This window comes from Kribbella solani (assembly GCF_014205295.1).
GTDB classification, from domain to species: Bacteria; Actinomycetota; Actinomycetes; order Propionibacteriales; family Kribbellaceae; genus Kribbella; species Kribbella solani.
Genome location: NZ_JACHNF010000001.1, coordinates 1,322,313 through 1,346,221, shown reverse-complemented (window position 1 = coordinate 1,346,221; position 23,909 = coordinate 1,322,313). Strand labels below are relative to the sequence as shown.

22 protein-coding genes are annotated in these 23,909 nt (G+C 68.1%); 9 read left to right on the top strand and 13 right to left on the bottom strand.

Translation table 11 applies throughout. The annotated features are described in order from the left end of the window. Positions 1-2 precede the first annotated feature (2 nt). Positions 3-1,796 (bottom strand): ABC transporter ATP-binding protein, encoded by a 1,794-nt coding sequence (locus HDA44_RS05835; protein WP_337905658.1) that lies wholly within the window; start codon positions 1,794-1,796, stop codon positions 3-5. Between the two features lie 126 nt (positions 1,797-1,922). Then, positions 1,923-2,381: a nuclear transport factor 2 family protein gene (locus HDA44_RS05830; protein WP_202887202.1), complete on the bottom strand. Its 459-nt coding sequence runs from the start codon at positions 2,379-2,381 to the stop codon at positions 1,923-1,925. 177 nt (positions 2,382-2,558) lie between these two features. Between HDA44_RS05830 and HDA44_RS05825 the strand changes: the two genes are divergently transcribed. Further along, positions 2,559-2,987 (top strand): winged helix-turn-helix transcriptional regulator, encoded by a 429-nt coding sequence (locus HDA44_RS05825; protein WP_202887945.1) that lies wholly within the window; start codon positions 2,559-2,561, stop codon positions 2,985-2,987. Here the strand turns inward: HDA44_RS05825 and HDA44_RS05820 are convergent. The 3 genes from HDA44_RS05820 to HDA44_RS05810 are packed head-to-tail and all read right to left on the bottom strand — an operon-like array spanning position 2,964 to position 4,995. Then, positions 2,964-3,377 (bottom strand): hypothetical protein, encoded by a 414-nt coding sequence (locus HDA44_RS05820; protein WP_184831983.1) that lies wholly within the window; start codon positions 3,375-3,377, stop codon positions 2,964-2,966. The genes HDA44_RS05825 and HDA44_RS05820 overlap by 24 nt on opposite strands. A 17-nt stretch (positions 3,378-3,394) precedes the next feature. After that, positions 3,395-3,754 (bottom strand): VOC family protein, encoded by a 360-nt coding sequence (locus HDA44_RS05815; protein ID WP_184831980.1) that lies wholly within the window; start codon positions 3,752-3,754, stop codon positions 3,395-3,397. Positions 3,755-3,795: 41 nt separating this feature from the next. After that, positions 3,796-4,995, bottom strand: a complete 1,200-nt coding sequence (locus HDA44_RS05810) for an ROK family protein (protein ID WP_184831978.1) — start codon at positions 4,993-4,995, stop codon at positions 3,796-3,798. 116 nt (positions 4,996-5,111) lie between these two features. Here HDA44_RS05810 and HDA44_RS05805 point away from each other — a divergent pair, with 116 nt between their 5' ends. The 6 genes from HDA44_RS05805 to HDA44_RS05780 all read left to right on the top strand — a co-directional run bounded on the left by HDA44_RS05805 (position 5,112) and on the right by HDA44_RS05780 (position 11,826). Beyond that, the gene (locus HDA44_RS05805; protein WP_184831976.1) at positions 5,112-6,050 is read left to right on the top strand and encodes an ROK family protein; all 939 of its coding nucleotides are present in this window, start codon (positions 5,112-5,114) and stop codon (positions 6,048-6,050) included. Between the two features lie 74 nt (positions 6,051-6,124). Next, positions 6,125-7,843 carry an ABC transporter substrate-binding protein gene (locus HDA44_RS05800; RefSeq protein ID WP_202887200.1) on the top strand — a complete coding sequence of 573 codons (1,719 nt, stop codon included), beginning with the start codon at positions 6,125-6,127 and terminating at the stop codon, positions 7,841-7,843. A gap of 37 nt (positions 7,844-7,880) precedes the next feature. Continuing rightward, positions 7,881-8,879 carry an ABC transporter permease gene (locus HDA44_RS05795; protein ID WP_184831974.1) on the top strand — a complete coding sequence of 333 codons (999 nt, stop codon included), beginning with the start codon at positions 7,881-7,883 and terminating at the stop codon, positions 8,877-8,879. Between the two features lie 4 nt (positions 8,880-8,883). Continuing rightward, a complete protein-coding gene (locus tag HDA44_RS05790; protein WP_184831972.1) occupies positions 8,884-9,819 on the top strand; it encodes an ABC transporter permease in 936 nt (311 codons plus the stop codon). Then, positions 9,797-10,777, top strand: coding sequence for an oligopeptide/dipeptide ABC transporter ATP-binding protein (locus HDA44_RS38425; protein ID WP_184831970.1), 981 nt, complete (start codon positions 9,797-9,799; stop codon positions 10,775-10,777). Before HDA44_RS05790 ends, HDA44_RS38425 begins: the two co-directional genes overlap by 23 nt. Continuing rightward, on the top strand, positions 10,774-11,826 hold the full coding sequence (locus tag HDA44_RS05780; RefSeq protein WP_184831968.1) for an ABC transporter ATP-binding protein: 1,053 nt from the start codon (positions 10,774-10,776) through the stop codon (positions 11,824-11,826). The genes HDA44_RS38425 and HDA44_RS05780 overlap by 4 nt, the downstream gene beginning before the upstream one ends. On the opposite strand, the gene HDA44_RS05775 is transcribed toward HDA44_RS05780, so the two are convergent. Further along, positions 11,823-15,443 (bottom strand): GH116 family glycosyl hydrolase, encoded by a 3,621-nt coding sequence (locus tag HDA44_RS05775; protein WP_184831967.1) that lies wholly within the window; start codon positions 15,441-15,443, stop codon positions 11,823-11,825. The two genes, HDA44_RS05780 and HDA44_RS05775, sit on opposite strands and share 4 nt — an antisense overlap. Positions 15,444-15,582: 139 nt before the next feature. Here HDA44_RS05775 and HDA44_RS05770 point away from each other — a divergent pair, with 139 nt between their 5' ends. Further along, positions 15,583-17,571, top strand: coding sequence for a heparinase II/III domain-containing protein (locus tag HDA44_RS05770; RefSeq protein ID WP_184831966.1), 1,989 nt, complete (start codon positions 15,583-15,585; stop codon positions 17,569-17,571). Here HDA44_RS05770 and HDA44_RS05765 read toward each other — a convergent pair. The 3 genes from HDA44_RS05765 to HDA44_RS05760 are packed head-to-tail and all read right to left on the bottom strand — an operon-like array spanning position 17,564 to position 19,467. Next, positions 17,564-18,367 carry an NAD(P)/FAD-dependent oxidoreductase gene (locus HDA44_RS05765; RefSeq protein WP_238352372.1) on the bottom strand — a complete coding sequence of 268 codons (804 nt, stop codon included), beginning with the start codon at positions 18,365-18,367 and terminating at the stop codon, positions 17,564-17,566. The genes HDA44_RS05770 and HDA44_RS05765 overlap by 8 nt on opposite strands. Continuing rightward, positions 18,349-18,555: an NAD(P)-binding protein gene (locus HDA44_RS36995; RefSeq protein WP_238352371.1), complete on the bottom strand. Its 207-nt coding sequence runs from the start codon at positions 18,553-18,555 to the stop codon at positions 18,349-18,351. Before HDA44_RS36995 ends, HDA44_RS05765 begins: the two co-directional genes overlap by 19 nt. A 24-nt stretch (positions 18,556-18,579) precedes the next feature. Then, positions 18,580-19,467: a LysR family transcriptional regulator gene (locus HDA44_RS05760; RefSeq protein ID WP_184831965.1), complete on the bottom strand. Its 888-nt coding sequence runs from the start codon at positions 19,465-19,467 to the stop codon at positions 18,580-18,582. 112 nt (positions 19,468-19,579) lie between these two features. On the opposite strand from HDA44_RS05760, the gene HDA44_RS05755 reads away from it, so the two are divergent. Beyond that, complete coding sequence (locus HDA44_RS05755) at positions 19,580-20,479, top strand: EamA family transporter (RefSeq protein WP_202887198.1); 900 nt, start codon at positions 19,580-19,582, stop codon at positions 20,477-20,479. On the opposite strand, the gene HDA44_RS05750 is transcribed toward HDA44_RS05755, so the two are convergent. The 4 genes from HDA44_RS05750 to HDA44_RS05735 all read right to left on the bottom strand — a co-directional run bounded on the left by HDA44_RS05750 (position 20,454) and on the right by HDA44_RS05735 (position 23,861). Continuing rightward, positions 20,454-21,107: an NADPH-dependent F420 reductase gene (locus HDA44_RS05750; protein WP_184831964.1), complete on the bottom strand. Its 654-nt coding sequence runs from the start codon at positions 21,105-21,107 to the stop codon at positions 20,454-20,456. The two genes, HDA44_RS05755 and HDA44_RS05750, sit on opposite strands and share 26 nt — an antisense overlap. Continuing rightward, positions 21,104-22,144 (bottom strand): LLM class flavin-dependent oxidoreductase, encoded by a 1,041-nt coding sequence (locus HDA44_RS05745; protein ID WP_184831963.1) that lies wholly within the window; start codon positions 22,142-22,144, stop codon positions 21,104-21,106. Before HDA44_RS05745 ends, HDA44_RS05750 begins: the two co-directional genes overlap by 4 nt. Positions 22,145-22,233: 89 nt before the next feature. After that, positions 22,234-23,100, bottom strand: a complete 867-nt coding sequence (gene sigJ / locus HDA44_RS05740; protein WP_184831961.1) for an RNA polymerase sigma factor SigJ — start codon at positions 23,098-23,100, stop codon at positions 22,234-22,236. Continuing rightward, positions 23,097-23,861, bottom strand: a complete 765-nt coding sequence (locus HDA44_RS05735; protein ID WP_184831959.1) for an SDR family oxidoreductase — start codon at positions 23,859-23,861, stop codon at positions 23,097-23,099. Before HDA44_RS05735 ends, sigJ begins: the two co-directional genes overlap by 4 nt. Positions 23,862-23,909 lie beyond the last annotated feature (48 nt).

Below are 23,909 nucleotides of genomic sequence, written 5' to 3'. Positions count from 1 at the left end.
AGTCACGCGCCGGTCACGTACCGCTCAGCCTGCAAGCGGAACATGGTCGCGTACTCGCCGTTCCCGGCGAGCAGCTCCTCGTGCGTCCCGTCCTCGACGATCCGGCCGCCGGACAGTACACAGATGCGGTCCGCGTTCCGCACGACCGAGAACCGGTGCGAAATGATCAGCGACGCCACGCCCGACGTGAGCTCCAGGTACCGCTCGACCAGCTCGGCTTCGGCGCGTACGTCGAGCGCTGCCGCCGGCTCGTCCAGCACCAGCACCCCGGCACCGGCGTGTACGGCGAACAAAGCGCGGGCGAGCGCGACGCGCTGCCACTCGCCACCGGACAGGTCGACGCCGCCGTCGAACGTCTTGTCCAGCACGGTGTCCCAGCCCTTCGGCAACCCGCGGACGACCGCGTCGATCCCCGACTCACGCGCGACCCGAGCGAGCGTCAACTCGTCACCCGCACGCTCCACCGAGCCGAACACCACGTTGTCGGTGACCGACAGCGGGAAGCGCAGGAAGTCCTGCACGATCGCTGCGACTCGCCGCTGCCAGGCGGCCAGGTCGAGATCCACGAGGTCGACGCCGTCGACCAGAATCCGGCCGCTGGTCGGCTGGTACACACCACCGAGCAGCTTCACCAGCGTCGACTTGCCGGCGCCGTTGATACCCACCAGCGCGAGCGCCTCGCGCGCGTGCAGCGTCAGGTCGAGATCCTTCAGCACCGCGACCTCGGACCCCGGGTAGTGGAAGCCGACCTTCTCGAACCGGACCTCGCGGGCCGGCATCGTCTCGATCCGGTGCCGGGTCGTGACGACGGGCTCGGGATGCTTCGTCTCGATCGTCGCGGGCAGATCGCGCATCGCCCGGTACGCGGACAGGCCACGCCGGACCTGCACCACGCCGTACCCGTTGTTGGACTGACCGATCGCGAGGATGGCCGGCAGCGTGGTCGCGACCTGGGTCAGCGGCAGCGAACCGTTCAGCGCCGCACGTCCGACCGCGATGATCGCGATGCCGTTGGCGATCAGGTGCACGCCGCCGATCAGCAGTGACCACTTCGCGTTCGACCTGCGACGCGCCCAGACCGGGCGGTAGCCGGCCGTCCATTCACCTACGTACCGCTTGACCAGCCAGTGGTGCAGCCCGAAGACACGCAGCTCTTTCGGCGCGTCGCGCATACCCAGGTTGAACAGATAGTGCGCCCGGCGCTGCTCTTCGGTGTTGCCCCACCAAACGTCCACCTCACGCTCGACCAGCCGGCCGCCGTACCACTCTAAGACGAGTGACATCGCGACCAGCATGACGGCGACCCACCACGCGAACATCGCGCCGACGATGATCGCCGATCCGATCAGGGTGACCCGGCTGGCGAACAGGTACGGCAGTTGGCTCATGCCGTGCGCCAGGTGGAATCCACCTTTGCCCTTGGCGCGCTCTTGCACGTCCAGGACTTCGGTGTCTTCGAGATGCTGAATCCGGCGCGGCCGCAAGAGTGGCTCGGTGATCCCGGTGCCGATCGCGCGTACGAGGGCCGCGTCCATCGTCAGCGAGGTGAGCTGCTGTAGTGCCGGTGTCAGGCTGTCGATCACGAAGACTGCCAGCAGCGCGCCGAGCAACCAGGAGAATTCTCCCAGCGCCATCGCTCCGGGGCGTCCGTCGATCACACCTGGAACCGCTCCGACGACCCGGCCGGTCAGCAACGTGACCGCCATGCCCAGCAGGGAGCCGAGCACGGCCAGACCCATCGTCAGCAGGGTGCTTCCAGGTGCCACACGAACGCCGTAGCGAAGCAGAGTCAGCACCCGACTGACCGTAACCGCCCCCACCGACAAAACGCATCCGAGTTTCCGGCGAAGACCACAAACCAGCTGCAGATCGGTAAGCGCGAGCGGAGAGTGGCGCTGCAGCCGGACCAGTTCTCCCGGGCGTTAGCCTGTGATCGGTGCCGCGTGGGCCTCTTCGTAGCCGGCGGCTGCCAGACGGTCGAGGGTGCGTTGGAGGACGGCGGTGTCCTCCAGGGTCCGGACCTCGGTGATCTTGCCCCACTTGATCCGCAGGATCTGATGCACCACGTTCTCGTACGTCGACCCGTCCACGACGCCGACGTGTACGGTCACCGCGGTCGCGACGCTGGTGTTCCACGGCCAGCCACTGACGATCACGTCGTCGACCTCGAACCGGGTGTTCGGCAGCAGCCGGAAGCAGCGCTCCCACCAGCGCCGGAGCGCCTCGTGGGTTCGCCGCTCACCCCCGAGCGCATGGTCGCCGTAGAACCGGTACGTGAACGACGGCGCCATCCCGGCCACCATCGCCTCCCAGTTGCCCGCGCTGATCCGCGCGAAGGCGGTCCGCACCTGCCGCGCGACGATCCGGTGGTAAATGCTCATGAACCCAGCCTAGGGCTAGTCAGTTCAATAACACAACTGACTACACTGACGGGGATGCAGGCAGGAAGGAAGATTCGGACACGGGAGATGATGCGGTCATGCGGAACACCAGCTTCGCCTCGATGCACTGCTCGCTCGCCCAGTCCCTGGAGCTGATCGGCGACTGGTGGACACCCCCTGGTACTGCGTGACCTGTACCTCGGACTCAACCGCTTCGACCAACTGGTCACGGACCTGGGCGTATCCCGCAACCTGCTCACCGACCGGCTGTCCACGCTCGTGGAAGGCGGCCTGGTAGAGCGCACGCCGTACCAGCAGAAGCCAGTGCGCTACAGCTACGGACTGACCGACGCCGGCAAGGAGCTGGTACCCATCCTGATGGCACTGACCGCCTGGGGCGATCGCTGGGCAACTCCCCCGGCCGGTCAGCCGATCCGGTTCACGCACACGACCTGCGGCAAGGTCACCACGCCGACGGTGTGCTGCTCGGAATGCGGCGATCCGCTCCGGATGGACGACGTCGAACCGTCACCGGGACCAGGCGGCCGGACGGCTCCTGGTACGGCGTTGATCGCGACGGTGCTAGGAGTCGAGCCGAAGCTGTAGCAGCTCGGCGAGCGGCATCGACTCGCCGTCGCGCGCACCCTGGCCGACCACGAGCGGCGGGTCGGACGCCTCGACCCGCGCGCCGGTGACGCGCGCCTTCAAGCTGGCGGGTACGCCGAGAATGTAGAAGTTCCCGTCGACGTCGACAGCGAGCGAGCGGTTGCGGCGCAGGTACCACCCGACCAACTCGGTCCGGTAACTCGCGTTCGACCCGATCACCTGGGCACGCAACGGCTCGGGCTCGACGCCGCGCTCCTTCAGCGTCGCGATGAAGTCCCGCAGCAACTCCCGGGCCCGCGCGGTTTCGGCGGCCTTCTTCCGCTCCAGCGCGGCGGCATGCTCGGCCGCGGCCTGCCGCCGCTCCTCGCGCCAGCTCGTCTCGTTGCCCACGCCCCCACCCTAGAAGGTCAGCTGCTGCAGAGGCAGAACGGGTGACCGGCCGGGTCCAGGAAGACGCGGAAGGTCGTGCCGGGCTGGTGCTCGGCCTTGACGGCACCGATCTTCAGCACCTCGAGCTCGGCCTCGTCCAGGTTCGGAACCATCACGTCGAGATGCAGCTGCTGCGGCACGTCCTGGGTCGGCCAGGTCGGCGCCTTGTAGTTCTCCACCGTCTGGAACGAGATGCAGTTGCTGTTGTCCTCGGGGCGGATCTCGCACCAGCCTTCCCGGTTCTCGACCCGCCAGCCCAGGATCTCGCCGTAGAACTCCGCCAGCCGCTCGGCGTCCGGACAGTCGTACACGAAGTTGGGGTACATCGCGATAGTCATGTCCGACACCGTACTGACGATTGCGGACGAATCACGTCCGGTTACTGCCCTGAGTTCCCGGCGCGTCCGACCAGGTTCAGCCAGGCGCGGTCCAGCCCCGCCGAGATGCAGCCAGACACCACCGTCTCGGCGCCGAGGCCGGTCACCTTCACGTCGGGCATCACCGGCGACAGCCGGCTCAGCTGGTGGACGACCGCTTCCAGGAAGCCCGGCGCCTGCCCGATACCACCACCGAGGACGACCAGCTCCGGGTCCACGACCGCGATCACCGAGCAGATCGCCTTCGCCACCAGCAACGCCTCCTCGGTCACCACCGCGGCCGCGACCGCGTCACCACGAGCCGCCGCCGCGAACACCTTCTCTGCCGAAGAAGCCCCGGGTACTCCGGCCCGGCGCGCGGCGCGGACGACCGCCGCCGCCGAAGCCGATGCGTCGAAGCTGCCGCGCCGGCGCGCGTCCCGGGCATCGCTACCGCTGCCTTCGGTGAACGGCAGATAACTGATCTCACCGGCCACACCGTGGAAGCCGTGCCGCAGCTTCCCGTCCAGGACCAGGCCCATGCCGATACCGGTGCCGACCGAGACGAAGGCGAAGCTCTCCACGTCACGCCCGTGCCCGTGCACCCGCTCGGCCAGCGCGGCCGCGTCCACGTCGTTCTCGATCATCAGCCCCGGACCGAACCGGTCGCGCAAACCCGCCAGTACGCCCGGTGAGTCCCAGCCGGAGAGCCGTCCGGTCAAGGTCAGCCGATCGACGCGTGGGTCGTACACGCCGGGGCTTCCGAGCACCGTTTGGGTCAGTTGGTCGGCCTCGATCCCGGCCTCGGCCAGCAGCGTCGCCGCGAGCCCGGCCAGCCCGTCGACCCGCGTCATCGCGTCCACGGCCTTGGTGCGTACGCTCGCGCGGCTGCGCACGGTTCCGGCGAGATCGGCGATCGCGCCGCGCAGGTATTCCCGGCCGACGTCGAGTCCGAGGACGAATCCCGCTTCCGGGCGGACGTCGTACACGACCGCGGCCGGTCCCGGAACGCCGGTGCGCTGGCCGATCACATGCACCAGGCCCGACCGCTCCAGCGACGCGAGCGCGGCGGACACGGTCGGCTTCGACAGGCCGGACAGCCGGGCCAGCTCGGTCCGGGCCATCGGTCCCGATCGCCGGAGGTGATCGAGCAGTACCTGTTCGTTGATCTCCCGGATCAACTGCGGGCGCGCAGCCGACGCTCCCCCGGCGACAACCGTCACTTCCGACCCCCTCGCTGCTAACAACTCGGCCAACAGTTTCTCATCATCCCTTGTGAAGCCGTGATTGTTAAGTTAGTTTCCAATCGATCTCTTGGGCGCGCAAGGAGGTACCACCCGTGGTTTCCGCACCGGTCGTCCTCGGCCTCGACTTCGGCGGCACGAAGATCGCGATCGCCGTCGCCGAGCTGTCCGGCCGGCGGCTGGGCACGACGACGATCGAGAGCCGCGACGGCGGAGACGCCGCCGAGGCACTGGCCCGTGGCCTGACCAGCGCGCACGAGTTGCTCGCCGAGGTCGCGCCCGGACAGGCTCTGGCCGGCGTCGGCGCGGCCACGCTCGGCATTCCGTACGACGACCGGGTCGAACTCGCGCCGACCTTCCCGGGCTGGGGTGAGCTGCCGTTCGGGCGGCTGATCCGGGACGCGTTCCCGGGCGTACCGGTCCGGCTGGCCACCGATGTGAAGGCGGCCGCCGCCGCGGAACTGCGCTGGGGCGAGCTGACTGGATGCGATCCCGGTCTCTACGTGAACCTCGGCACCGGTCTGGCCATCGCGATCGTTGCCGGCGGCACCGTCATCACCGGCGCCAACGGCGCGTCCGGCGAGATCGGCTACAACCTGCGGACCGCCGCCGACGTCTGGACCGAGCCGGCCGGGCGCACGATCCTGGAACACGTCGTCAGCGGTCAGGCGCTCGAGACCACCGGCAGCGCCCGGCTCGGGCGGCCGGTCACGGCCGCCGACGTCTTCACGATGGCGCGCACCGAACCGGACGCCGCCGTCCTCACCGAGCAGTTCAGCCGCGAACTGGCGCTGCACCTGGCCAACCTGACCATTGCCCTCGACCCGGCCCGGATCGTCGTCGGTGGCGGCCTGGTCCGGTCCTGGGACCAGCTCGAAACCGGCCTGCGCCGCGCCCTCGACGCGGCCGTCCCGTTCCCGCCGGACCTGGCCGTGGCCCGGTTCCCGGCCGACGCCCCGCTGATCGGGGCGCTCGCCCTCGGCGTCGAGGCGGCCGGAGCGGTGCTCGGCGCACACGCCTTCGGACAGTTGTAAGACCCAGCATCACCCAGCAACAACCGGAGTACCTGGAAGCACGTGGGAGCAACCGAAGTGAAAGGCAGAAGACGATGAGGGGCAGCATCACACGCATCGCCGTCGCCGCGATGGCGGTCGGCGCACTGGCCGCCGGCTGTGGCGGTGGCGACAAGCCGATCGGAAGCGCGACCTCGGCCGGCAACCCGTCGTCCTCGGCCAGTACCGGCGGCGGTTCCGGGCAGTACAAGAAGGGCGGCACGGTCACCATCGCCAACGTCGGCGGGCAGACCTGGCCGTGTCAGTTCAACCCGTTCAACCCGGCGGTCAACCAGGAAGCACTCGGCTTCGTCTACGAGCCGCTGACCTTCGTGAACGTCCTGAAGGCCGGCGCCACCACACCGATGCTGGCGAGCGGGTTCACCTGGTCGCCGAAGAAGGACTCGATCGTCTTCACCATCCGCGACGGCGTGAAGTGGAGCGACGGCCAGGCCTTCACCGCGGACGACGTCGTCTACACGTTCACCCGGATGAAGGAAGAACCCGCGCTCGACCTGTACTCGCTGTGGACCGGCGCCGGCCTGACCAGCGTGACGGCCGCCGGCAACAAGGTCACGTTCAAGTTCAAGGCTCCGGCCGAGCCGTACTTCTTCAACTTCGCCAACCAGGTCGGCATCATTCCCAAGCACGTCTGGTCGACCGGTGAGGCGGCCTCGAAGCCGGCCACCTGGGCGGACCCGAAGCCGGTCGGCACCGGCCCGTACACGGTCGAGTCCTGCAGCAGCAACAACATCTCGTACGTTGCCAACGGCACCTACTGGCAGGCGGGCAAGCCGTACCTGCAGAAGGTGCAGTACCCGGCGTACCTGGACAACAACCCGGCCAACCTCGACCTGGCCAGTGGCAAGGCGCAGTGGGGCGGCCAGTACATCCCGAACATCGACAACTTCTACAAGTCGAAGTCGCCGGAGAACAACTACTGGTTCCCGCCGACCGCGAACGTGGCGATCGTCCCGAACAACGATCCGTCCCGCAAGGTCACCAGCAACCTGGCGATCCGGCAGGCGATCGCGTACGCGCTGGACCGGGAGCAGATCTCCAAGATCGGCGAGAGTGGCTACCAGCCGGCCGCGAACCAGACCGGGGTGGTCACGCCGACCTTCAACAAGTACTTCGACCAGAGCGCGCTGACGACCGCCGGGTACGACAAGCCGAACCAGGACAAGGCCAAGCAGCTCCTGCAGAGCGCCGGGTACTCGTCGTCGAACCCGTTGAAACTCAGCATCATCACAGTCACCGGCTACACCGACTGGGATGCTTCGCTGGCGGTCGTGAAGCAGCAGCTGGCCGGCGTCGGCATCGAGCTGACGATCCAGGACCTGCAGCAGCAGTCGTACAACCAGAAGCTGTTCAACGGTGACTACGACCTCGCGTACTCCAGCCAGTCCGGCGGACCGACGCCGTACTACGAGCTGCGGCAGCTGCTGTACTCGAAGAACACCGCGCCGATCGGCAAGACGGCCAGCTCGAACTACTCGCGGTACAGCAACCCCGCGGTGGACAAGCTGTTCGACCAGTACGCGGGCGCTGACCCGGATACACAGGTCAAGCTGATCAAGCAGATCTCGTCGTACATGATCAAGGACGTACCGGTGATCCCGACCACCGAGTCGGTCGACTGGTACCAGTACAACACCAAGGACCTGGCCGGCTGGCCGACGCAGGACGACCCGTACGCGCAGCCCGCGCCGTACAACATCCCGGACGTCGGACAGGTGCTGACCAACCTGTACTCCAAGTCCGCCCAGAAGTAAGGGATCTGATCGGCGTGAGCGCGAGGAGTTGGTGGGAGTGCGGTACCTGATACGGCGCCTCGGGTTCTTCGTGCTCACGCTGTGGGCAGCGATGACGCTGAACTTCTTCATCCCGCGGATGATGCCGGGCAGCCCTGAGGAGGCCCTGCGGGAGAGGTTCAGCAAGGGCGGTTCGGTCGTGTCGCCCGAGCAGTTGCGGACGGTGCTGGCCGAGTTCGGTTTCGACCCGGGCAAGGGCCTGCTGCTGCAGTACCTGGAGTACCTGAAGGCGATGGTCAGTGGGCATTGGGGCGTGTCGATCGGCAGCAGCCTCGGCGTCCCGGTGACCACGCTGATCGGCGACGCGCTGCCGTGGACGCTCGGGCTGGTCGGCATCGCGACCGTGCTGGCCTTCGCCCTCGGCACCTTGATCGGTACGGTGTCCGGCTGGCGCCGCGGCGGGCTGATCGACGGCATCGTGCCGCCGGTGTTCATCGTCACCTCGGCGCTGCCGTACTTCTGGGTGGCGCTGCTGCTCATCTCCTTGTTTGCGATCGGCAACAATCCGGTGCTGCCGAACGACTTCAACTACGACCAGGGCCTGACGCCGGCGTTCAGCGGTGAGTTCGTCTGGAGCGTGATCAAGCACGGCATCCTGCCGGCCAGTACGATCCTGATCACCGCGGTCGGCGGCTGGATCCTGACGATGCGGAACAACATGGTCACCACGCTGGCCGAGGACTACGTCCGGATGGCCCGCGCGAAGGGCATCCCGAACCGGAAGATCATGTTCGGGTACGCCGGCCGGAACGCCTTCCTGCCGAACCTGTCCGGCTTCGCGATGTCACTCGGGTTCGTCATCTCCGGCACGATCCTGGTCGAGTACGTGTTCAACTACCCCGGACTGGGTTACATGTTCTACAACGCCACGGTCAGCACCGACTATCCGTTGCTGCAGGCACTCTTCCTGCTGGTCACCCTGGCGGTGCTGATCTGCGTACTGCTCTGTGACTTCGCGGTGTTCCTGCTCGATCCACGCGCTCGGACGAAGGGGTGAACCGATGACCGCGATCGTCGCAGGCACCGCGGCGGCTCCGCCGACTGCCACCCGCCGTCCGCGCGGTGGGCTGATCCGGGCCGTGCTGCACAACCGCAAGGCCATGCTGGGGGCGGGCTTGCTGTTGCTGTTCATTCTGCTGGCCGCGTTCCCGGGGCTGTTCGTCCCGGGCGCGCATCACGATCCACAGGCGATCGGCGACCTGCCGTTGCAGCACCCGTCCGGCCAGCACTGGCTGGGTACGACGGGGCTCGGCCAGGACGTGTACGCGCAACTGATCTACAGCACCCGTGAATCCCTGGTGATCGCGGTCGTCGCGGGTCTCGGCGCGACCATCCTGTCGGTGATCATCGGCGTCTCGGCGGCGTACCTGGGCGGGTTCGCGGACGACGGCTTGTCGATGCTCACCGACATCTTCCTGGTGCTGCCGACGTTCCCGCTGATCATCGTGCTCGCGACGTACGCGGGCAAGGGCAACCTGACCGTGATCATCATCGTGCTGATCCTGACCGGCTGGTCGTACGGCGCGAGACAGATGCGCGCGCAGGCACTCTCGCTGCGGAACCGGGACTTCCTCGAGTCGGCCCGGGTACGCGGCGAGCGGCGCTCGTACATCATCGTGGTCGAGGTGCTGCCGACGATGATCTCGCTGATCGTCGCCAACTTCCTCGGCGCGGCGCTGTACTCCGTACTGACCGCGGCCGGGCTGCAGTTCCTCGGCCTCGGCGATCCCAACTCGCTGAGCTGGGGCACGATGCTCTACTGGGCGCAGAACCAGGGCGCCCTGGTGAACGGGCTGCCCGCGTGGGCGCTCTCCCCCGGCCTCGCGGTGGCGCTGCTCGGGGTGTCCTTCGCCCTGCTCAACTACGCGTTCGACGAGATCAGCAATCCCGCTCTGCGGCCGGTTCGGAGGCGACGTGCACGATCAGCCACTTCTTGAGGTCAGGGATCTCTCGGTCGAGTACGACACCGGCTCCAGTCCCGTGGTCGCGGTCGATCACGTCGATCTCGACGTACACGCCGGTGAGTTCGTCGGCGTGGTCGGCGAGTCCGGCTGCGGGAAGTCGACGCTGCTGTTCGCGATCGCGCACCTGCTCAGCTCGCCGGCGGCGATCACCGGCGGCAGCGTGACGTTCCAGGGCCAGAACCTGGTCACGATGAGCGAGAAGAAGCTCGCCGCGCTGCGCTGGCGGGACTTCTCGGTGGTGATGCAGAGCGCGATGAACGCGCTCAATCCGGTGAAGAGTATCGGCGCGCAGTTCAAGGACACGATCATGGCGCACGACGAGCCGGTCGCCGCCGACCGGCCGGCCGAGGTGCTGCGGCTGGTCGGGATCGACCCGATCCACCTGCGCAGCTACCCGCACCAGTTGAGCGGCGGGATGCGGCAGCGGGCGATGATCGCGATGGCGCTGCTGTTCACGCCGGACCTGATCATCATGGACGAGCCGACGTCGGCGCTGGACGTGGTCGCGCAGCGGTCGCTGATGGTGCAGATCAAGGAACTGCAGCGCAAGCTCGGGTTCGCGGTCATCTTCGTCACGCACGACATGTCGCTGGTCAGCCACTTCTCGGACAAGCTGGTGGTGATGTACGCGGGCCAGGTGGTCGAGTTCGGCGACACGCGCGCGGTGTTCGATCATCCCGAACATCCGTACAGTGCCGGGCTGCTGGACGCGTTCCCGTCCATCCGCGGACCGAAGGTACCGCTGACCGGCATCCCCGGCGCGCCACCCAATCTGGCCAACCCACCGAGCGGCTGCCGCTTCCAGCCGCGCTGCCCGAAGGCCTTCGAGGACTGCCCGAAGATCGCCCCGGACCTGTACCAGGTCGGCCCGGTGCAGGCCCGCTGCCTGCTCCATGCCCCATCGATCGAAGCCGCCCGGGAGGTGTCATGACAGCCTCGGACATCGAGCTGGTGGGTACGACCGAATCCGCCGCGGCGCCGTTGATCGAGGCGCGGGAGTTGACTCGGCATTTCCGGGTCGGGCGGGGGTTCTCGCGGCAGTTGCTGCACGCGGTGGACGACGTGAACTTCACCATCGGCCGGCAGGAGATCGTCGCGCTCGCGGGTGAGAGCGGCAGCGGGAAGAGTACGATCGCGCGGCTGCTCGCGGGCGTGTACAAACCGACCAGCGGCGAGATCTACTACCAGGGCCGGGCGATGTCGACGTTCCGCTCCCGGAAGGACCAGCTGGCGTACCGCAGTGACGTACCGATGGTGTTCCAGGACCCGTTCAGCTCGCTCAACCCCGCCTTCCGGGTGTCCCACGGCATCCTGCGCAGCCTCAAACTGCACCGGCCGGAGCTGAACAAGCAGCAGCGGTACGAGGAGGCCGAGCGGGTCGTCGAGGCAGTCGGGCTCACCCCGGCCGGCGAGATCATGCAGCGATACCCGTACGAACTGAGTGGTGGCCAACGGCAACGGATCGGATTCGCGCAGGCGCTCGCGCACAAGCCGAAGCTGATCCTCGCCGACGAACCGGTGTCGATGCTCGACGTGTCGATCCGGATCGGTCTGCTGAACCTGATGGCCGAGCTGCGCCGCTCGGAAGGCGTCTCGTTCCTGTACATCACGCACGACATCGCCAGCGCCCGGTACGTGGCTGACCGGTTGATGATCATGTACGCCGGTCACGTGGTCGAGAAGGGCCCGACCGAGTCCGTACTGCAGAACCCGAAGCACCCGTACACCGATCTCCTGCTCGGTGCGGTGCCGGATCCACGGGCGCCGCTCAGTACCGGAATCGAGGGTGACACCGGGGAACCGCCGAAGGTGATCGACCCGACGCCCGGGTGCCGGTTCCGGTGGCGGTGCCCGTTGGCGATCGACCGGTGCCACGAGGAGACTCCGCAGCTTCGGGTGCTCGGGACCAACCACGAAGCTGCCTGCCACGTGGCCGAACCAGACCGGGCGGGATCTGGTTCGGCCACGGTTCCGGGTTAGTTCAGGGTCAGGCTGAGCTCCGTCGTTGGGGTGAGGGTCACGGAGCGGCTCAGGGTCACGACCGCGCGGTTGCCGGTGGCAACTACGCGGGCGGGTACCCGGTGGTGGCCGACCTTCACCTCTACCGTCTTCGCCGGCTTGCTGGTTTCGAAGGCCAGCGTGGTCAGCTGGAGCCGGCCGTAGCGGACCTCGACGGAGGCGGTCAGCGACCGTGAGTTGCGGCGCTGCCCGTAGCGGCCCCAGCCTTCCGCGGCGGTGAAGGCGCCGCGGAAGTCCTCCGGGTGGATCCGTGGCGCGAACCCGAGATGGCCCTTCGGACCGTGGTACTCGTAGCCGCACGCCGCCAGGTACACGCCGAAGCCCATCATTGCCCGCGCGTAGTGGTCGCTGGCCTCGATCTCGTTGTACGGGTTGCGTTTCGTGGCCGAGTAGCGGTCGTACATCGCGCGAGTGACCGCGAGTCCTTCCTCGGTGAGACCCTCCGAGAACAGGTGCGCCGCGAACTGGTACTCCTGACCGGTCCACACCTCGTTGAAGTACATCAGCCCACGGGTTTCGTCCGACCCGCCGTGCGGCCAGGTCGCCATGATCACGCCCGACTCACCTTCGGTCGTGTACACGCGGCCGACCCCGATACCCGGCGGACGGTACGTCTGCGGGTCGGCCCGGAAGTTCGACTCGTAGAGATTCGTCAGCGCCGTCCGCGACTGCTTCGCGTCGAACACCCGCGGCAAACCGAGCTGCGCGGCGTACGTCTGCCCGTACAGCTGGTCGATGAACAATCCGCGGTTGCTGTTCTCCGTGTTCGGATGCGCCGGGTCGAGCTTGTGGACGAAGTATCCGTACTCCTCGTTCCACAGGTGCTCGGCCAGGTACGCGGACCCGCGGTCGGCGATCGTCCCGTACCGCTTGGCGCTCGCCGCGTCACCGACGTCGGTCGCCATCGCCGCGGCGGCCCGGAGTGCGGCGATGTACAGCCCGCTGATCCACGGGACCTCGCCGAACCATTCGGTGTCGAGGGTGTTCCACTGGCTGCCGCGGATGATGCCGTCCTCGTCGGCACCGTCCCGGTGCGTCACCAGGAATTCCACGGCGGTACGCACCCGCGGCCAGACCCGCTTCAGGAACGTGTCGTCCTTGCTCATCTGGTGTTCGCGGTAGATCCGCAGGATCGTGCCGGACTGCCCGTCGGCGAACGAGCTCGACGCGTCGCCTGCTTCGCCGCGGTTGCCGATCTCACCGGTCGGCCGGAACGCGATGCCGAGGTCGACCCGTTCGCGGGTGTCGCGTTCCAGTTCGGGGAACAGGCGGCCGATCGCCTGCGCGTAGTTCCAGACGTGCTCGCAGGTGCCGGCGCAGCAGTACGTTCCTTCCCACGCGTAGAAGCGGCCGGTGTCCCAGCGGTAGCAGGTACTGGTCGCGATCGTCGACGCGGTCGCCAGGGTGCGCTCGAGGAACCAGTGCGGGAGGGACGAGTCGTCGTACCAGGTCTGCACCCAGGTCTTGGTCTCGCGCTGCAGCCGGTCGACGTTCTTGCCGACGTAGGTGACCACGTCGCGCGCCGAGGCGAAGCGGGTCGCGTAGTGGCGGCGGAAGGTGGACGCGCCGACCAGCTCCGAGAACAGGTCGCGTTCCGGGTTCGGGAAGAACCAGCCGTACGCGAAGCGGATCGTCCGTGACTCCCCCGGTGCCAGCGTGACGTTGACCGCGACCGTACCCACCTGCGGGTCCGCGCCTTCGACCGGAGCCGATCCCGAGTCGAACAGGGCCTTGGTGGTCGACCAGTCCGCGATCGACGGTCGCGACACCGCGCCCGGCGTCAGCGCGGCCAGCGCGAACGTTCCGCCGTCCGGGCGCTCCGCCACCGGCTGCCGGCGGATCGGCCGGTCGCTGAAGATGATCCGGTCGACATTGACATGGCCCCAGCCGCCGGTGTTGTTGTCGACAATCTGAATGCGGGCAGTCTTGCCCGCGTACGGTTCGACATCCATCGACACCGCGTTCAGCGGCTCGATGTCGGTGCCGGCCGTACTGGCCACCACCTTGCCGTCGACCACGACGTTCAGGCAGGTCTCGCCGTTGTGGTGCCCGCCACCGACCCACGCGGTCACGAACCGCCGCTCGATCACGAAGTCCCGGCTGGTCAGCGACCCGGTGTACCGGTCCGGATCACCGGTGCCGCGGAAGTTGTACGAGGTGACGAACCGCCCGCTCACGTTCAGGTCGGTGCGGACGCCGAACGCCCGGCGGAACCCGTCCGGCGTCTCGGCGGCGGTCACCGGCCCGGATCCGAACGCCTCGCCGGCGACCGTCCAGCCGTCGTAGTTCGTCCGCTCCCAGTTCTCGAACAGGATGTCCGCCCGATCGGTGAAGACGATCTGGTCGCAGCTCAGGTGACCCCAGGCGCCGGTGTGATTGTCAACAATCTCAAGGTGGGCAACCTGGCCCGTGTACGCGTCGAGGTCCAGCAACCGCGCGACCAGCGGCTCGCTCTCGTCACCGGTCGCGGACGCGACGACCTTCCCGCCGACCACCACGTTCGCGCAGGTCTGACCCGGGTGCCGGCCACCGCTCAGCCCGATCGCCACGTACCGCCGTTCGATCGTGAACTCGCGGCTGGTCAGCTTCCCGGTCGCGCCGTCGTACGTGCCGCCGCGGTACTCGTACGAGGTGATGAACCGCGTCCCCGACACGTTCAGATCGCCGAACCGCTTCATCAGGTTCGGCACGTCCAGCGGCCGGACCGGACCGGCGCCGAACGCCGTACCCTCGACCGTCCAGCCCTCGAAGGTGTCCTTCTCCCAGTCCTCGAACAGGATGTCGTTCTGCTCGGCCCGCAGATCGTCGGCCGCCCCGAACTGGATGCCGCCCTTGAAGCTCTCCGAGTGCAGCGTCGTCGGCTGCCGGTCGCGGCTCTCGATGCAGACCGGGTTCTCCACGTACCCGAGCAACGTCGCGTGCACCGCCGACGACGAGGTGTTCTTCAGCGTGTACGACATGATCGTCGTCGGCAGCGTCGAGTCCAGCGTCGCCAGCGGTACGAACGGCGAGAACGCCTCCAGCTGCACCGACACCGGGCTCGCGCTGTCGGCGTACGAGACGCGGCCGATCGGGTACGTCCCGGTGAACCGCACGTCGCGGAAACCGGCCGCGTCGACCGTACGAGTCGTCGTCCGCCCGCGCGCGGTGGTCCGCAGCGCGAACCCCTGACCGAACCGTCCCGCGCCAGGCTGGTCCGCCGACAACGGGTTCGCGTAGTTGCGGCCGGAGAAATCCGCGCCGCCGAGCGGGAACGAGGTCGGGTTGAAGATGTCCCACGCCCACAGCCGCCCGTCGCCGGCCAGGTACACCTGCCCGGTGGTGCCGCCGCCGACCGGCATCCCGATCCGCGGCAGCGCGGCACCGGTGTACGAGGTCGGCCGGCCGCGGTCGAACAGCACGTGGGAGTCGACCCGCGGCGGCGCGGCCAGCGCGGTCAGGGCCTGGCCGGGCAGCCCGAGGGCGCCGACCGCGCCGACACCGAGCGCGATGAAGGTACGGCGGCTGAGGTGCGCGCGTGGGCAGTCACCGGCACAGGAACGGTTCGCGCAACCGGGCGGCAGATCGCTGGCGGTCATTCGGTCTCCTCGGTTCTCTTCGTGAGAAATCGATTTCCGACACCGTAATCAGCCGCAACCAGAAGGTCAATGCCGGATGCAACCCGCGGTGTACCTCGCGTCGTTTATGGTGTGGAGGTTCCGGCCGGGGGGAGATCGCGTGTCGTCGCAGCGGGAAAGGCGGTTCGGCAGGACCGTCGCGCTGACGCTTGCGTGCGTACTGGTCTGCGGAATCGCCTTCGCGGGCGCCGTCTTCGTACTGATGCCGAGCGCGCGCGACCGTAGTACGCCGAGCGCCGCGACCGGATCGCCGACCCCGAGCAGACCCACCCCGAAGACCACGACCGAACCGACGCTGCCCGGCTCGACCGACGAGCCGCTCCCGGGCGTCGACACCCCGGCCACTCCCGCCCCCTCGACACCGGTCGCGGTCACCGGCACGTACGAGTGCCCCGGCTTCAGCGGCATCGAGTCGAAGGTCCCGGTGCAGATGCTGATGCACGACACGTTCGCGTGGGGCGACGACCCGCCGTACAAGGTCGGCACCGGGAACGGCGACATCAACTGGCGCTCGGACCCGTACAAGAAGCCGAGCTGGTACATGTGGCTGCACTCGCTGCGCTGGCTGGGCAAGGGCATCCAGGCCGGCCAGAACGGCGACCGCAAGACTCTCCGGCACGTACTCGCGATCATCCGCGACTGGGTACAGGACAACCCGTACAGCTGGAAGGGCAATGTCGGCGCGTGGGAAGCCACGATGCACCGCACCAACGTGCTGCTGTGTACGCGGCAGGCCGTGCTGACCGGCATGCACGTGAAGACGCTGCCGGCGCAGTACGCCTGGCTGGACAAGGCACTGATCGACCACGCCCAGTTCATGATCGCGAACTTCAGCGGCCTGTCGAACCACGGCACCGACGAGAGCATCGCGCTGTTCGGCGTCGGCTGCACGTTGAAGCGGCCGGAACTGAAGAAGCTCGCCGTCGACCGGCTGACGCAGGCGATCACGACCGCGATCGACCCGCAAGGATCGACGAACGAGCAGTCCGTCGGGTACGCCATGTTCAACTACATGCTGTGGGGCCGGGCGACCACCGCGCTGCAGCGGTGCGGTTCGAATCCGGGGCCGGTCATCTCCGAACGGCGACAGGCACTGGCCGAATGGCTGGCGCTCGCGACCAAGTCGACAGGTTATCTGCAACAGGTCGGTGACGCTGTACGGCAAAAGGCGGTCGCCGCCGCCGGTACGTCACTCGACTACGTGGCGTCGGCCGGGAAGCACGGCGCCAAGCCGCCCAAGCGCGCGGCGGTGTTCGACGCCGGGTACGTGTTCGGGCGGACCGGGTGGGGCGAGACGCGACCGTTCGCGGACGAGTCGACGTACAGCATCCGGTACGGCCCGGCGCGTCAGCTGCACGGGCATGACGACCACATGTCGCTCACGTACTCCTCGCACGGCCGCGACATCCTGATCGACCCAGGTCACTCCGGATACCAGCTGGACAAGTGGCAGGCATGGTCGAAGAGCCAGGCCGCGCACAACGTGATGACGGTCCCGTCCGCGCAGACGGCGTCGGTGGAGACCCGGCTGGTACAGGCAGCGATCACGCCGGCCTGGGAGTCGTACTCGCTGAGCGACTCCCCCGCGGCGGACGTGACCCGCAAACGCGACGTCCTGGTACTGAAGGACCCCGATCTGGTCATCACGCTCGATCGCGGACAGTCGGCGAGCGACCAGCGGTACGAGACGCTGTGGCATCTCGCGCCGGAGCAGAAGGTCACGATCCAGTCCCCCACCACGGCCGTCGCCACGAAGCCGGGTGACAAGACCAAGACACACCTGCTGCAGATCCCGTACCAGCAGCAGCCACCCGCCGACGGCATCACCGTTGTCGAAGGACAGCAGGACCCGGTGCAGGGCTGGTACTACCCGGACATCTTCCACCGGCAGGCGGCGCCCGTGGTCAAGTTCAACCGCAACGGCACCACGGCAACCATCCTGTCGGCCATCGTCCCAGCCAACTCAACCGAGACAGTCTCCTACACCACGCGTACGGCCGGTCAGCTGTTCTTCGTCGACCTGACCGTCGGCACGCGCAAAACCACCATCCGGGTAGCCCCCGACGGCCGCCTGACCCGAATCAAGTAGAGGTTCGCTTCGCGCTGAGTGCCGCGGTTCTGGCCTCGGCCTCGAAGGCCTCGCGTGGGCTCTGCACCGATGCCAGCGACACGATGTCCCGGCCGTAGAAGAACGACGCCAGCCAGATCGCCAGTACGCGCACCTTGCGGTCCCAGGTGGGAACCGCGAGGACGTGGTAGCCGCGATGCATCAGCCAAGCCGGCAGGCCTTTGATGACGATCCGCCGGTACTGGAAGATCCCGGTGCCGAGGCCGAGGGTCGCGATCGCGCTGAGACTGTGGTGGACGTACGGCTTCGGCTCCCGTCCGCGCAGCGATCGCAGCAGGTTCTTCGCCAGCAACTTCCCTTGACGGACGGCGTTCTGCGCGTTCGGCACGGTGTACGCGCCTGGGCTCGACGAGGTCAGATCCGGAACGGCCGCGTCATCACCGGCGGCCCAGGCGCCCGGAACGATCTCGGTCTCGGTGCCGATCCGTAGATCCGCCCGAACCTGCACCAGGCCGCGCGCGTTGTGCGGGAGATCCGTGTGGTTCCGCAGCAACCGGGTCGCGGCGTTCCCCGCGGTCCACACGATCAGCTCGGAGTCGAACTCGGTACCGTCCGACAGCACCACGTGTCCGTCGTCGGCCGAGGTCATCGTGCAGTTCAGGTGCACGGACGCGCCGCGGCGTTCGAGCATCCGTACGACCCACTCGCCCGGCTGGTCGGTGAACTCCGGCAGGATCCGCCCGCTCGCCTCGACCAGATGGAACGCGAGGTCGCTCTCGGACAGCTCCGGGTACTTCTTCAGCAACGCCCGCGCCATCGACAGCAACTCCCCGAACCCCTCGACCCCGGAGAACCCACCGCCTCGGGCAGGAACGGCTGGTACGTCATGTACGGGCGCGGGTCGACGATCACCACCTCGGCCTCACCGCGCCGGAGCTTCTTCTCCAGCCGCCACGCGGTGTAGAACCCGGCGTAGCCGCCGCCCACCACCAGAATCCTGCGCATTCGCAGCCTCCGTGCCTGCTCAGACTAGTGCGTACGACGCTGCAACAGACTGAGCAGCAGGGCGAGTGGCGGCCAGTTAGCGTGGCCGCGGCGGGTGAGCGTGTATGCGCGCATGCGCGGCTCGGGCGTGTGCAGGCGGCGGAGCGAAATGCCCGTGGTCTTCGGGTACGTCGCGGGCAGCAGAGCGACGCCGAGGCCGGCGATGATCATTTCGCTGACCAGTTGGAGGCTGTCGGCGCGTTGCGTCACGCGTGGTTCGTACCCGGCGAGTGCGGCGATCGTCCGGACGACCTGCTCGTCGGCGTTGTTGCGGGAGTTGACGATCCAGTCGCGGTCGGCGAACGCGCCCAGTACCTCGGCCGACGTACCGGGCGTGCGCCGCGAGCGGGACGGTACGGCGAGACTCCAGGTCGACTGCCAGAGGTGACCCACTTCGAGTGATGGATCGATCGGCGCGGGCGCGAGGTTGTAGTCGTACCCGATCGCGAGGTCGACCAGGTCGCGTTCGAGCATCGCCCGGGCGTCGGGCGGCTCCTGCTCCTGGATCTCCAGGCGTACGGCCGGATGCTCGACCGCGAGCCGGTGAACCACCGGCAGCAGACTGTCCCGGATCGCGGTGTGGAACGCGGCGACCCGGACCGTACCGGCCGGCGCGGCGGACGGGTCGAGATCCGCGCGGGCCGCCTCGTGCGCGGCCAGGATGTGTACGGCATGACCCGCCAGCCGGCGCCCCGCCGGAGTCAACCGGACGCGACGTCCGGCCGGCTCGACCAGCGGCGTACCGACCTCCTTCGCGAGCGCGGCGATCTGCTGCGAAACGGTCGACGTGGTGACGTTCAGTGTCTCCGCGACCGCATGCATCGAACCCAGCCGGGACAGCGCGAGCAGCAGTTCGAGCCGCCGTACGTCCATGGGTTGCCCTTCCCCGGCCTTTCTTTCCTTCGTTCATTGTTCATTGATCATGAACGGTCTGTCCAGGAATCCCACGTGGACGCGAACGGATTCAGTGGGTTCACTGGAAGACATGCGCACAGGTGGAAGCCGGACCGGCGTGGCGTTCGCGGTCCTCTCGATGACGATGGTCCAGCTCGGGCTGGCCGCCTCGGTCGGGTTGTTCGACCGGGTCGGTCCGGAGGGCGCGGCCTGGCTCCGGCTGGCGTGTGCCGGGCTGATCGTGCTGGTGCTGTTCCGGCCCCGGCCGAGTTCGTTCTCCCGCAACTCGTTCCTGGTCGCCGTCGGGCTCGGCGTCGCGACCGCGGGTGTGACGTTGCTGTTCATGGCCGCCGTCGCTCGATTGCCACTCGGGACGGCGAGCGCGCTGGAGTTCCTTGGTCCGCTCGGGGTCGCGGTCGTACGTAGTCGCGGGCGGTTGATCTGGCCCGGGCTGGCGTTTGCCGGTGTGCTGCTACTGACACAGCCGTGGCGTGGATCGGTCGATGGTGCCGGGGTGCTGTTCGCGTTGTGCGCGGCGGCGTGCTGGGCGGCGTACATCATCCTCACCCAGCGTCTCGGCAGCAACGTGACCGGCATGCAAGGCATGGGCGTCTCCCTCCCGGTGGCCGCGCTCGTCGCCACCGCGATCGCCGGCCCGAGCACGATCCCGGTGATGACCTGGCAGCTGGTCGCGATCGGCTTCGGGTTGGCGCTGCTGCTGCCGGTGATCCCGTTCAGCCTTGAGTACCTGGCCCTGCGCCGCGTCGACGCCGGCGTCTTCGGCACCCTGATGAGCCTGGAACCGGCGCTGGCCCTCCTGATCGGCTGGTTCTTCCTCAGCCAGTCCCCCACCCTCCTCCAAACCATCGGAATCGCCGCGGTGGTAACCGCCGGCATCGGCGCCGAACGAACCACCCGCACCCCAGCAACCGCGCTGCCCTGCCCTGACCCCAGCCCGGCGCGGCTTACCGGTGCAACCCCGCCGCCGTGACCATGGTGCGGAGGGTCTCGGCGTCGACGTTGGCGCCGAAGGGATCGGTGCCTGGCTCAAGATGTTTGCCGGCCGCGAGCGGTCCGATGCGGACCGAGTCGAAGCCGAGCGCCTCGACGATTTCGGCCGTCCGGGTGACGGCTGGTTCCGGACCGGCGACGGCGATGGCTTTGCGGTTGGGCGTACCCACGGGGCGCGCGCCGTCTTCCAGGTCGTGGTAACCCATGTGATTGAAGGCCTTCACCACCTGCGCGCCGGCCAGGAACTCCTGGACCAGCTCCGACGACGACGTCCGCGGGTCGGTCAGGTCGTCGCGGACACCGTCGACCTCCCACCAGTAGTTCATCGCGTCGATCACCAGCTTGCCGCGCAGCGCATCCGCCGGAATCATCCGGTACTTGCCCAACGGCAGCGCGAGGATCACCACGTCCGCTTCGGCGGCCGCCTCGATGGCCGTGGTGGCGACGGCTCCCGGCGCGAGCACGTCGACGATCAGCTCGATCTTCGAAACCGCGCCGGAGCCCGCGATCAGCACCCGGTACCCGGCCGCCACCGCAAGCCGCGCCAGCACCGTACCGACCTTCCCCGCCCCCAAGATCCCGATCACCGGCTTGGGTGCATCCGTCATTTCGCGTCCTCGGCAAGGAGTTCGCGGACCAGCGGGATCACCTTGGTGCCGTACAGCTCGACCGCTTTCATCCGTGCGCTCGCCGGCAGCGGACCGCCGGAGTAGATCAGGTCGAAGCGCGCGACGTCGAGCGTCTTGATCGCCCCGGCGATGCGCCGCGCGACGGTCTCCGGCGAGCCGACGTACATCGACCCGTGCAGGATCTCCGACTCGAACTCCTCGCGCTTCAACGGCGGCCACCCACGCGACTCGCCGATCCGGTCGCGCATCACCTTGTACGGCGCGTAGTAGATCTCCTTCGCCAGCTCATCCGTCTCCGCGACGAACCCGGGCGAGTGCATGCCGACCGGATGCGCGACGGTCCCGAACTGCGCCGCCGCCCGCTGATACAGCTCGACGTACGGGACGAACCGTTCCGGTGCGCCGCCGATGATCGCGAGCATCAAGGGCAGTCCGTAGTACGCCGTACGCACCACGGACTGCGGCGATCCGCCGACGCCGACCCAGGTCGCGAGCCGGCCGGACTCGGTTTTCGGATGGACGTCCGCGTTGTCGAGCGCGGGCCGTACGGTGCCGTTCCAGCTGACCGGTTTCTCGTCCAGGAGGCGCGTGAAGAGCTGCAGTTTCTCCTCGAAAAGTACGTCGTAGTCGGCGAGGTCGTACCCGAACAGCGGGAACGACTCGGTGAACGATCCGCGGCCGAGGATCACCTCGGCGCGCCCGTTCGAGAGCGCGTCGACGGTGGCGAACCGCTGGAACACCCGCACCGGGTCGTCCGAGCTGAGCACGGTCACGCCGGAGCCGAGCTTGATCCGCGAGGTCAGCGTCGCGATCCCGGCCAGAACCGTCTCCGGGGTGGAGATCGAGAACTCCGGACGGTGGTGTTCGCCGAGCGCGATCGCGTCCACGCCGGTCTGATCGGCCAGCACCGCCTCGTCCACCACCTGCCGGATCGCCGCGGCGGCCGTCACCGGTGCCCCGGCGTCGTCCACCGGAATATCCCCGAAGCTGTCCAGCCCGAAGACCACGTCCGTCATCCTGCCCACTCCGTTCTACGCACGCCTCAATTTCAGTTGAAACATGAACAAGATACCGGCCGCGGTTCATTCCCGGCCGCCGCGAGCGGTCAGGTGACCACGGGGAATTTGGCGGCGTTCAGGATCCACAGCACTTGGTCGATGCCGGCGGCCGACGTGGTGACGGTCAGCACCGCGAACATCACGCCGTCGCGGTACAGCAGCGCCGCGGACTGCCCGTTCAGCATGCCGAACTCGACCACCGCGCCGGCCCAGAAGTGCTGATGGAACGCCCGGTGGTACTTCGCCACCCGCTCCCGTCCGACGACCGGGAACTTCGATGCCCGCGCGGCCCCGCCACCATCGGAGTAGCTGATCGCATCCTCCGCCAGCAGTTGTTCGAGCACGGCGACATCACCCGACCGCGCCGCACCGACGAACGCCGTCAGCAACTCCCGGTGCGCGCTCCCGCCGATCTCGGTGCGACGTTCCGCTCGAATCCGCTTCCGTGCCCGGCTCACCAACTGGCGTACGGCCGGTGCCGTCGTGCGCAAGATCCGCGCGAGCTCGTCGTACGAATAGCCGAACGCATCCCGCAACACGTACGCGGCCCGCTCGGTCGGCGACAACCGCTCGAGCACCAGGAGAACGGCGAAGCTCAACGCCTCGCCTCGCTCCGCCCCGAGATATGGATCGGCGCTGGTGTCGACCGGCTCCGGAAGCCACGGGCCGACGTACGTCTCGCGCCGCGCCCGCGCCGACTGGCTCGCGTTGATGGCCAGCCGGGTCACCGCGGTCGACAGGTACGCCACCGGGTTCCGCACCGTCCGACGATCCGCGACCTGCCAACGCAGCCACACTTCCTGAACGAGATCCTCGGCTTCGAAGCGACTGCCCAGCATCCGGTACGCGATGCCCATCAGCCGTGGCCGTGCCGCGTTGAAGACGGCAACGGCCTCATCCAGCGACTCCGTCATGCTCCTTTCTTATCAGCCTGCATCGCGTGCCAGTCGACGTAGTGCAGCTCGCCCAGTGTCACCGCGCCGACCGGCACCAGGCTGCGCTCGGACAACTCGGAACCGAAGTACCGGGCGTGTTCGTCCGCCACCACCGCACGCGTGTCGCCGCGCGCCGCGAGCGCCTTCCGGAAGAACTCGTCCATCCGGAACGCGTCCGGCCCGGCGATGTCGATCCGCCCGTTCAGCGGCGTACCCACCGCGACGCGGGCGAGGTTCTTCGCGACGTCCTCGGCCGCGATCGGCTGCCAGCCGACCGGCGCGATGTGTACCCTGCCGTCGTCCCAGGTACCTTCGTCCGCGATCGCCGCGACGAACTCGAAGAACTGCGTCGCATGCACGAGCGAGTACGGCATGCCGGACGCCTTGATCAGTTCTTCCTGGGCGATCTTCGCGGCGAAGTACGCGTTGTCAGGCATCCGCTCGGTGCCGACGATCGAGATGCCGACGTGATGCCGGACGCCGGCCGCGCCGGCTGCCCGCAACACGTTGCCGGTGGAGGCGGTGAAGAACTCGAGCACCGGGCCTGGTTCGAACGACGGCGAGTTCGCCACATCGACGACCACGTCGGCACCGGCCAGCACCTCGTCCAGACCCTCGCCGGTGATGGTGTTCACGCCGGTAGCGGGCGCGGCCGGAACCGCCTCATGACCTTGTTCGCGGAGCTTCGCCACCAGCTTCGTACCGATCAGTCCCGTGCCACCGATCACGACGATCTTCATTGCAGAACCCTTTCGTCTGTCTTTACCGACAACAGGTAAGACAGGACA

Bases quoted from the DNA above. Each gene is read 5' to 3' on its own strand.
- HDA44_RS05755 (WP_202887198.1), top strand. From the start codon at position 19,580: ATGCGCACAGGTGGAAGCCGGACCGGCGTGGCGTTCGCGGTCCTCTCG.
- HDA44_RS05745 (WP_184831963.1), bottom strand. From the start codon at position 22,144: ATGACGGACGTGGTCTTCGGGCTGGACAGCTTCGGGGATATTCCGGTG.
- sigJ (WP_184831961.1), bottom strand. From the start codon at position 23,100: ATGACGGAGTCGCTGGATGAGGCCGTTGCCGTCTTCAACGCGGCACGG.
- HDA44_RS05775 (WP_184831967.1), bottom strand. From the start codon at position 15,443: ATGACCGCCAGCGATCTGCCGCCCGGTTGCGCGAACCGTTCCTGTGCC.
- HDA44_RS05815 (WP_184831980.1), bottom strand. From the start codon at position 3,754: ATGACTATCGCGATGTACCCCAACTTCGTGTACGACTGTCCGGACGCC.
- HDA44_RS05750 (WP_184831964.1), bottom strand. From the start codon at position 21,107: ATGACGGATGCACCCAAGCCGGTGATCGGGATCTTGGGGGCGGGGAAG.
- HDA44_RS36995 (WP_238352371.1), bottom strand. From the start codon at position 18,555: ATGCGCAGGATTCTGGTGGTGGGCGGCGGCTACGCCGGGTTCTACACC.
- HDA44_RS05760 (WP_184831965.1), bottom strand. From the start codon at position 19,467: ATGGACGTACGGCGGCTCGAACTGCTGCTCGCGCTGTCCCGGCTGGGT.
- HDA44_RS05735 (WP_184831959.1), bottom strand. From the start codon at position 23,861: ATGAAGATCGTCGTGATCGGTGGCACGGGACTGATCGGTACGAAGCTG.
- HDA44_RS05780 (WP_184831968.1), top strand. From the start codon at position 10,774: ATGACAGCCTCGGACATCGAGCTGGTGGGTACGACCGAATCCGCCGCG.
- HDA44_RS05800 (WP_202887200.1), top strand. From the start codon at position 6,125: ATGAGGGGCAGCATCACACGCATCGCCGTCGCCGCGATGGCGGTCGGC.
- HDA44_RS05830 (WP_202887202.1), bottom strand. From the start codon at position 2,381: ATGAGCATTTACCACCGGATCGTCGCGCGGCAGGTGCGGACCGCCTTC.
- HDA44_RS05765 (WP_238352372.1), bottom strand. From the start codon at position 18,367: ATGGCGCGGGCGTTGCTGAAGAAGTACCCGGAGCTGTCCGAGAGCGAC.
- HDA44_RS05790 (WP_184831972.1), top strand. From the start codon at position 8,884: ATGACCGCGATCGTCGCAGGCACCGCGGCGGCTCCGCCGACTGCCACC.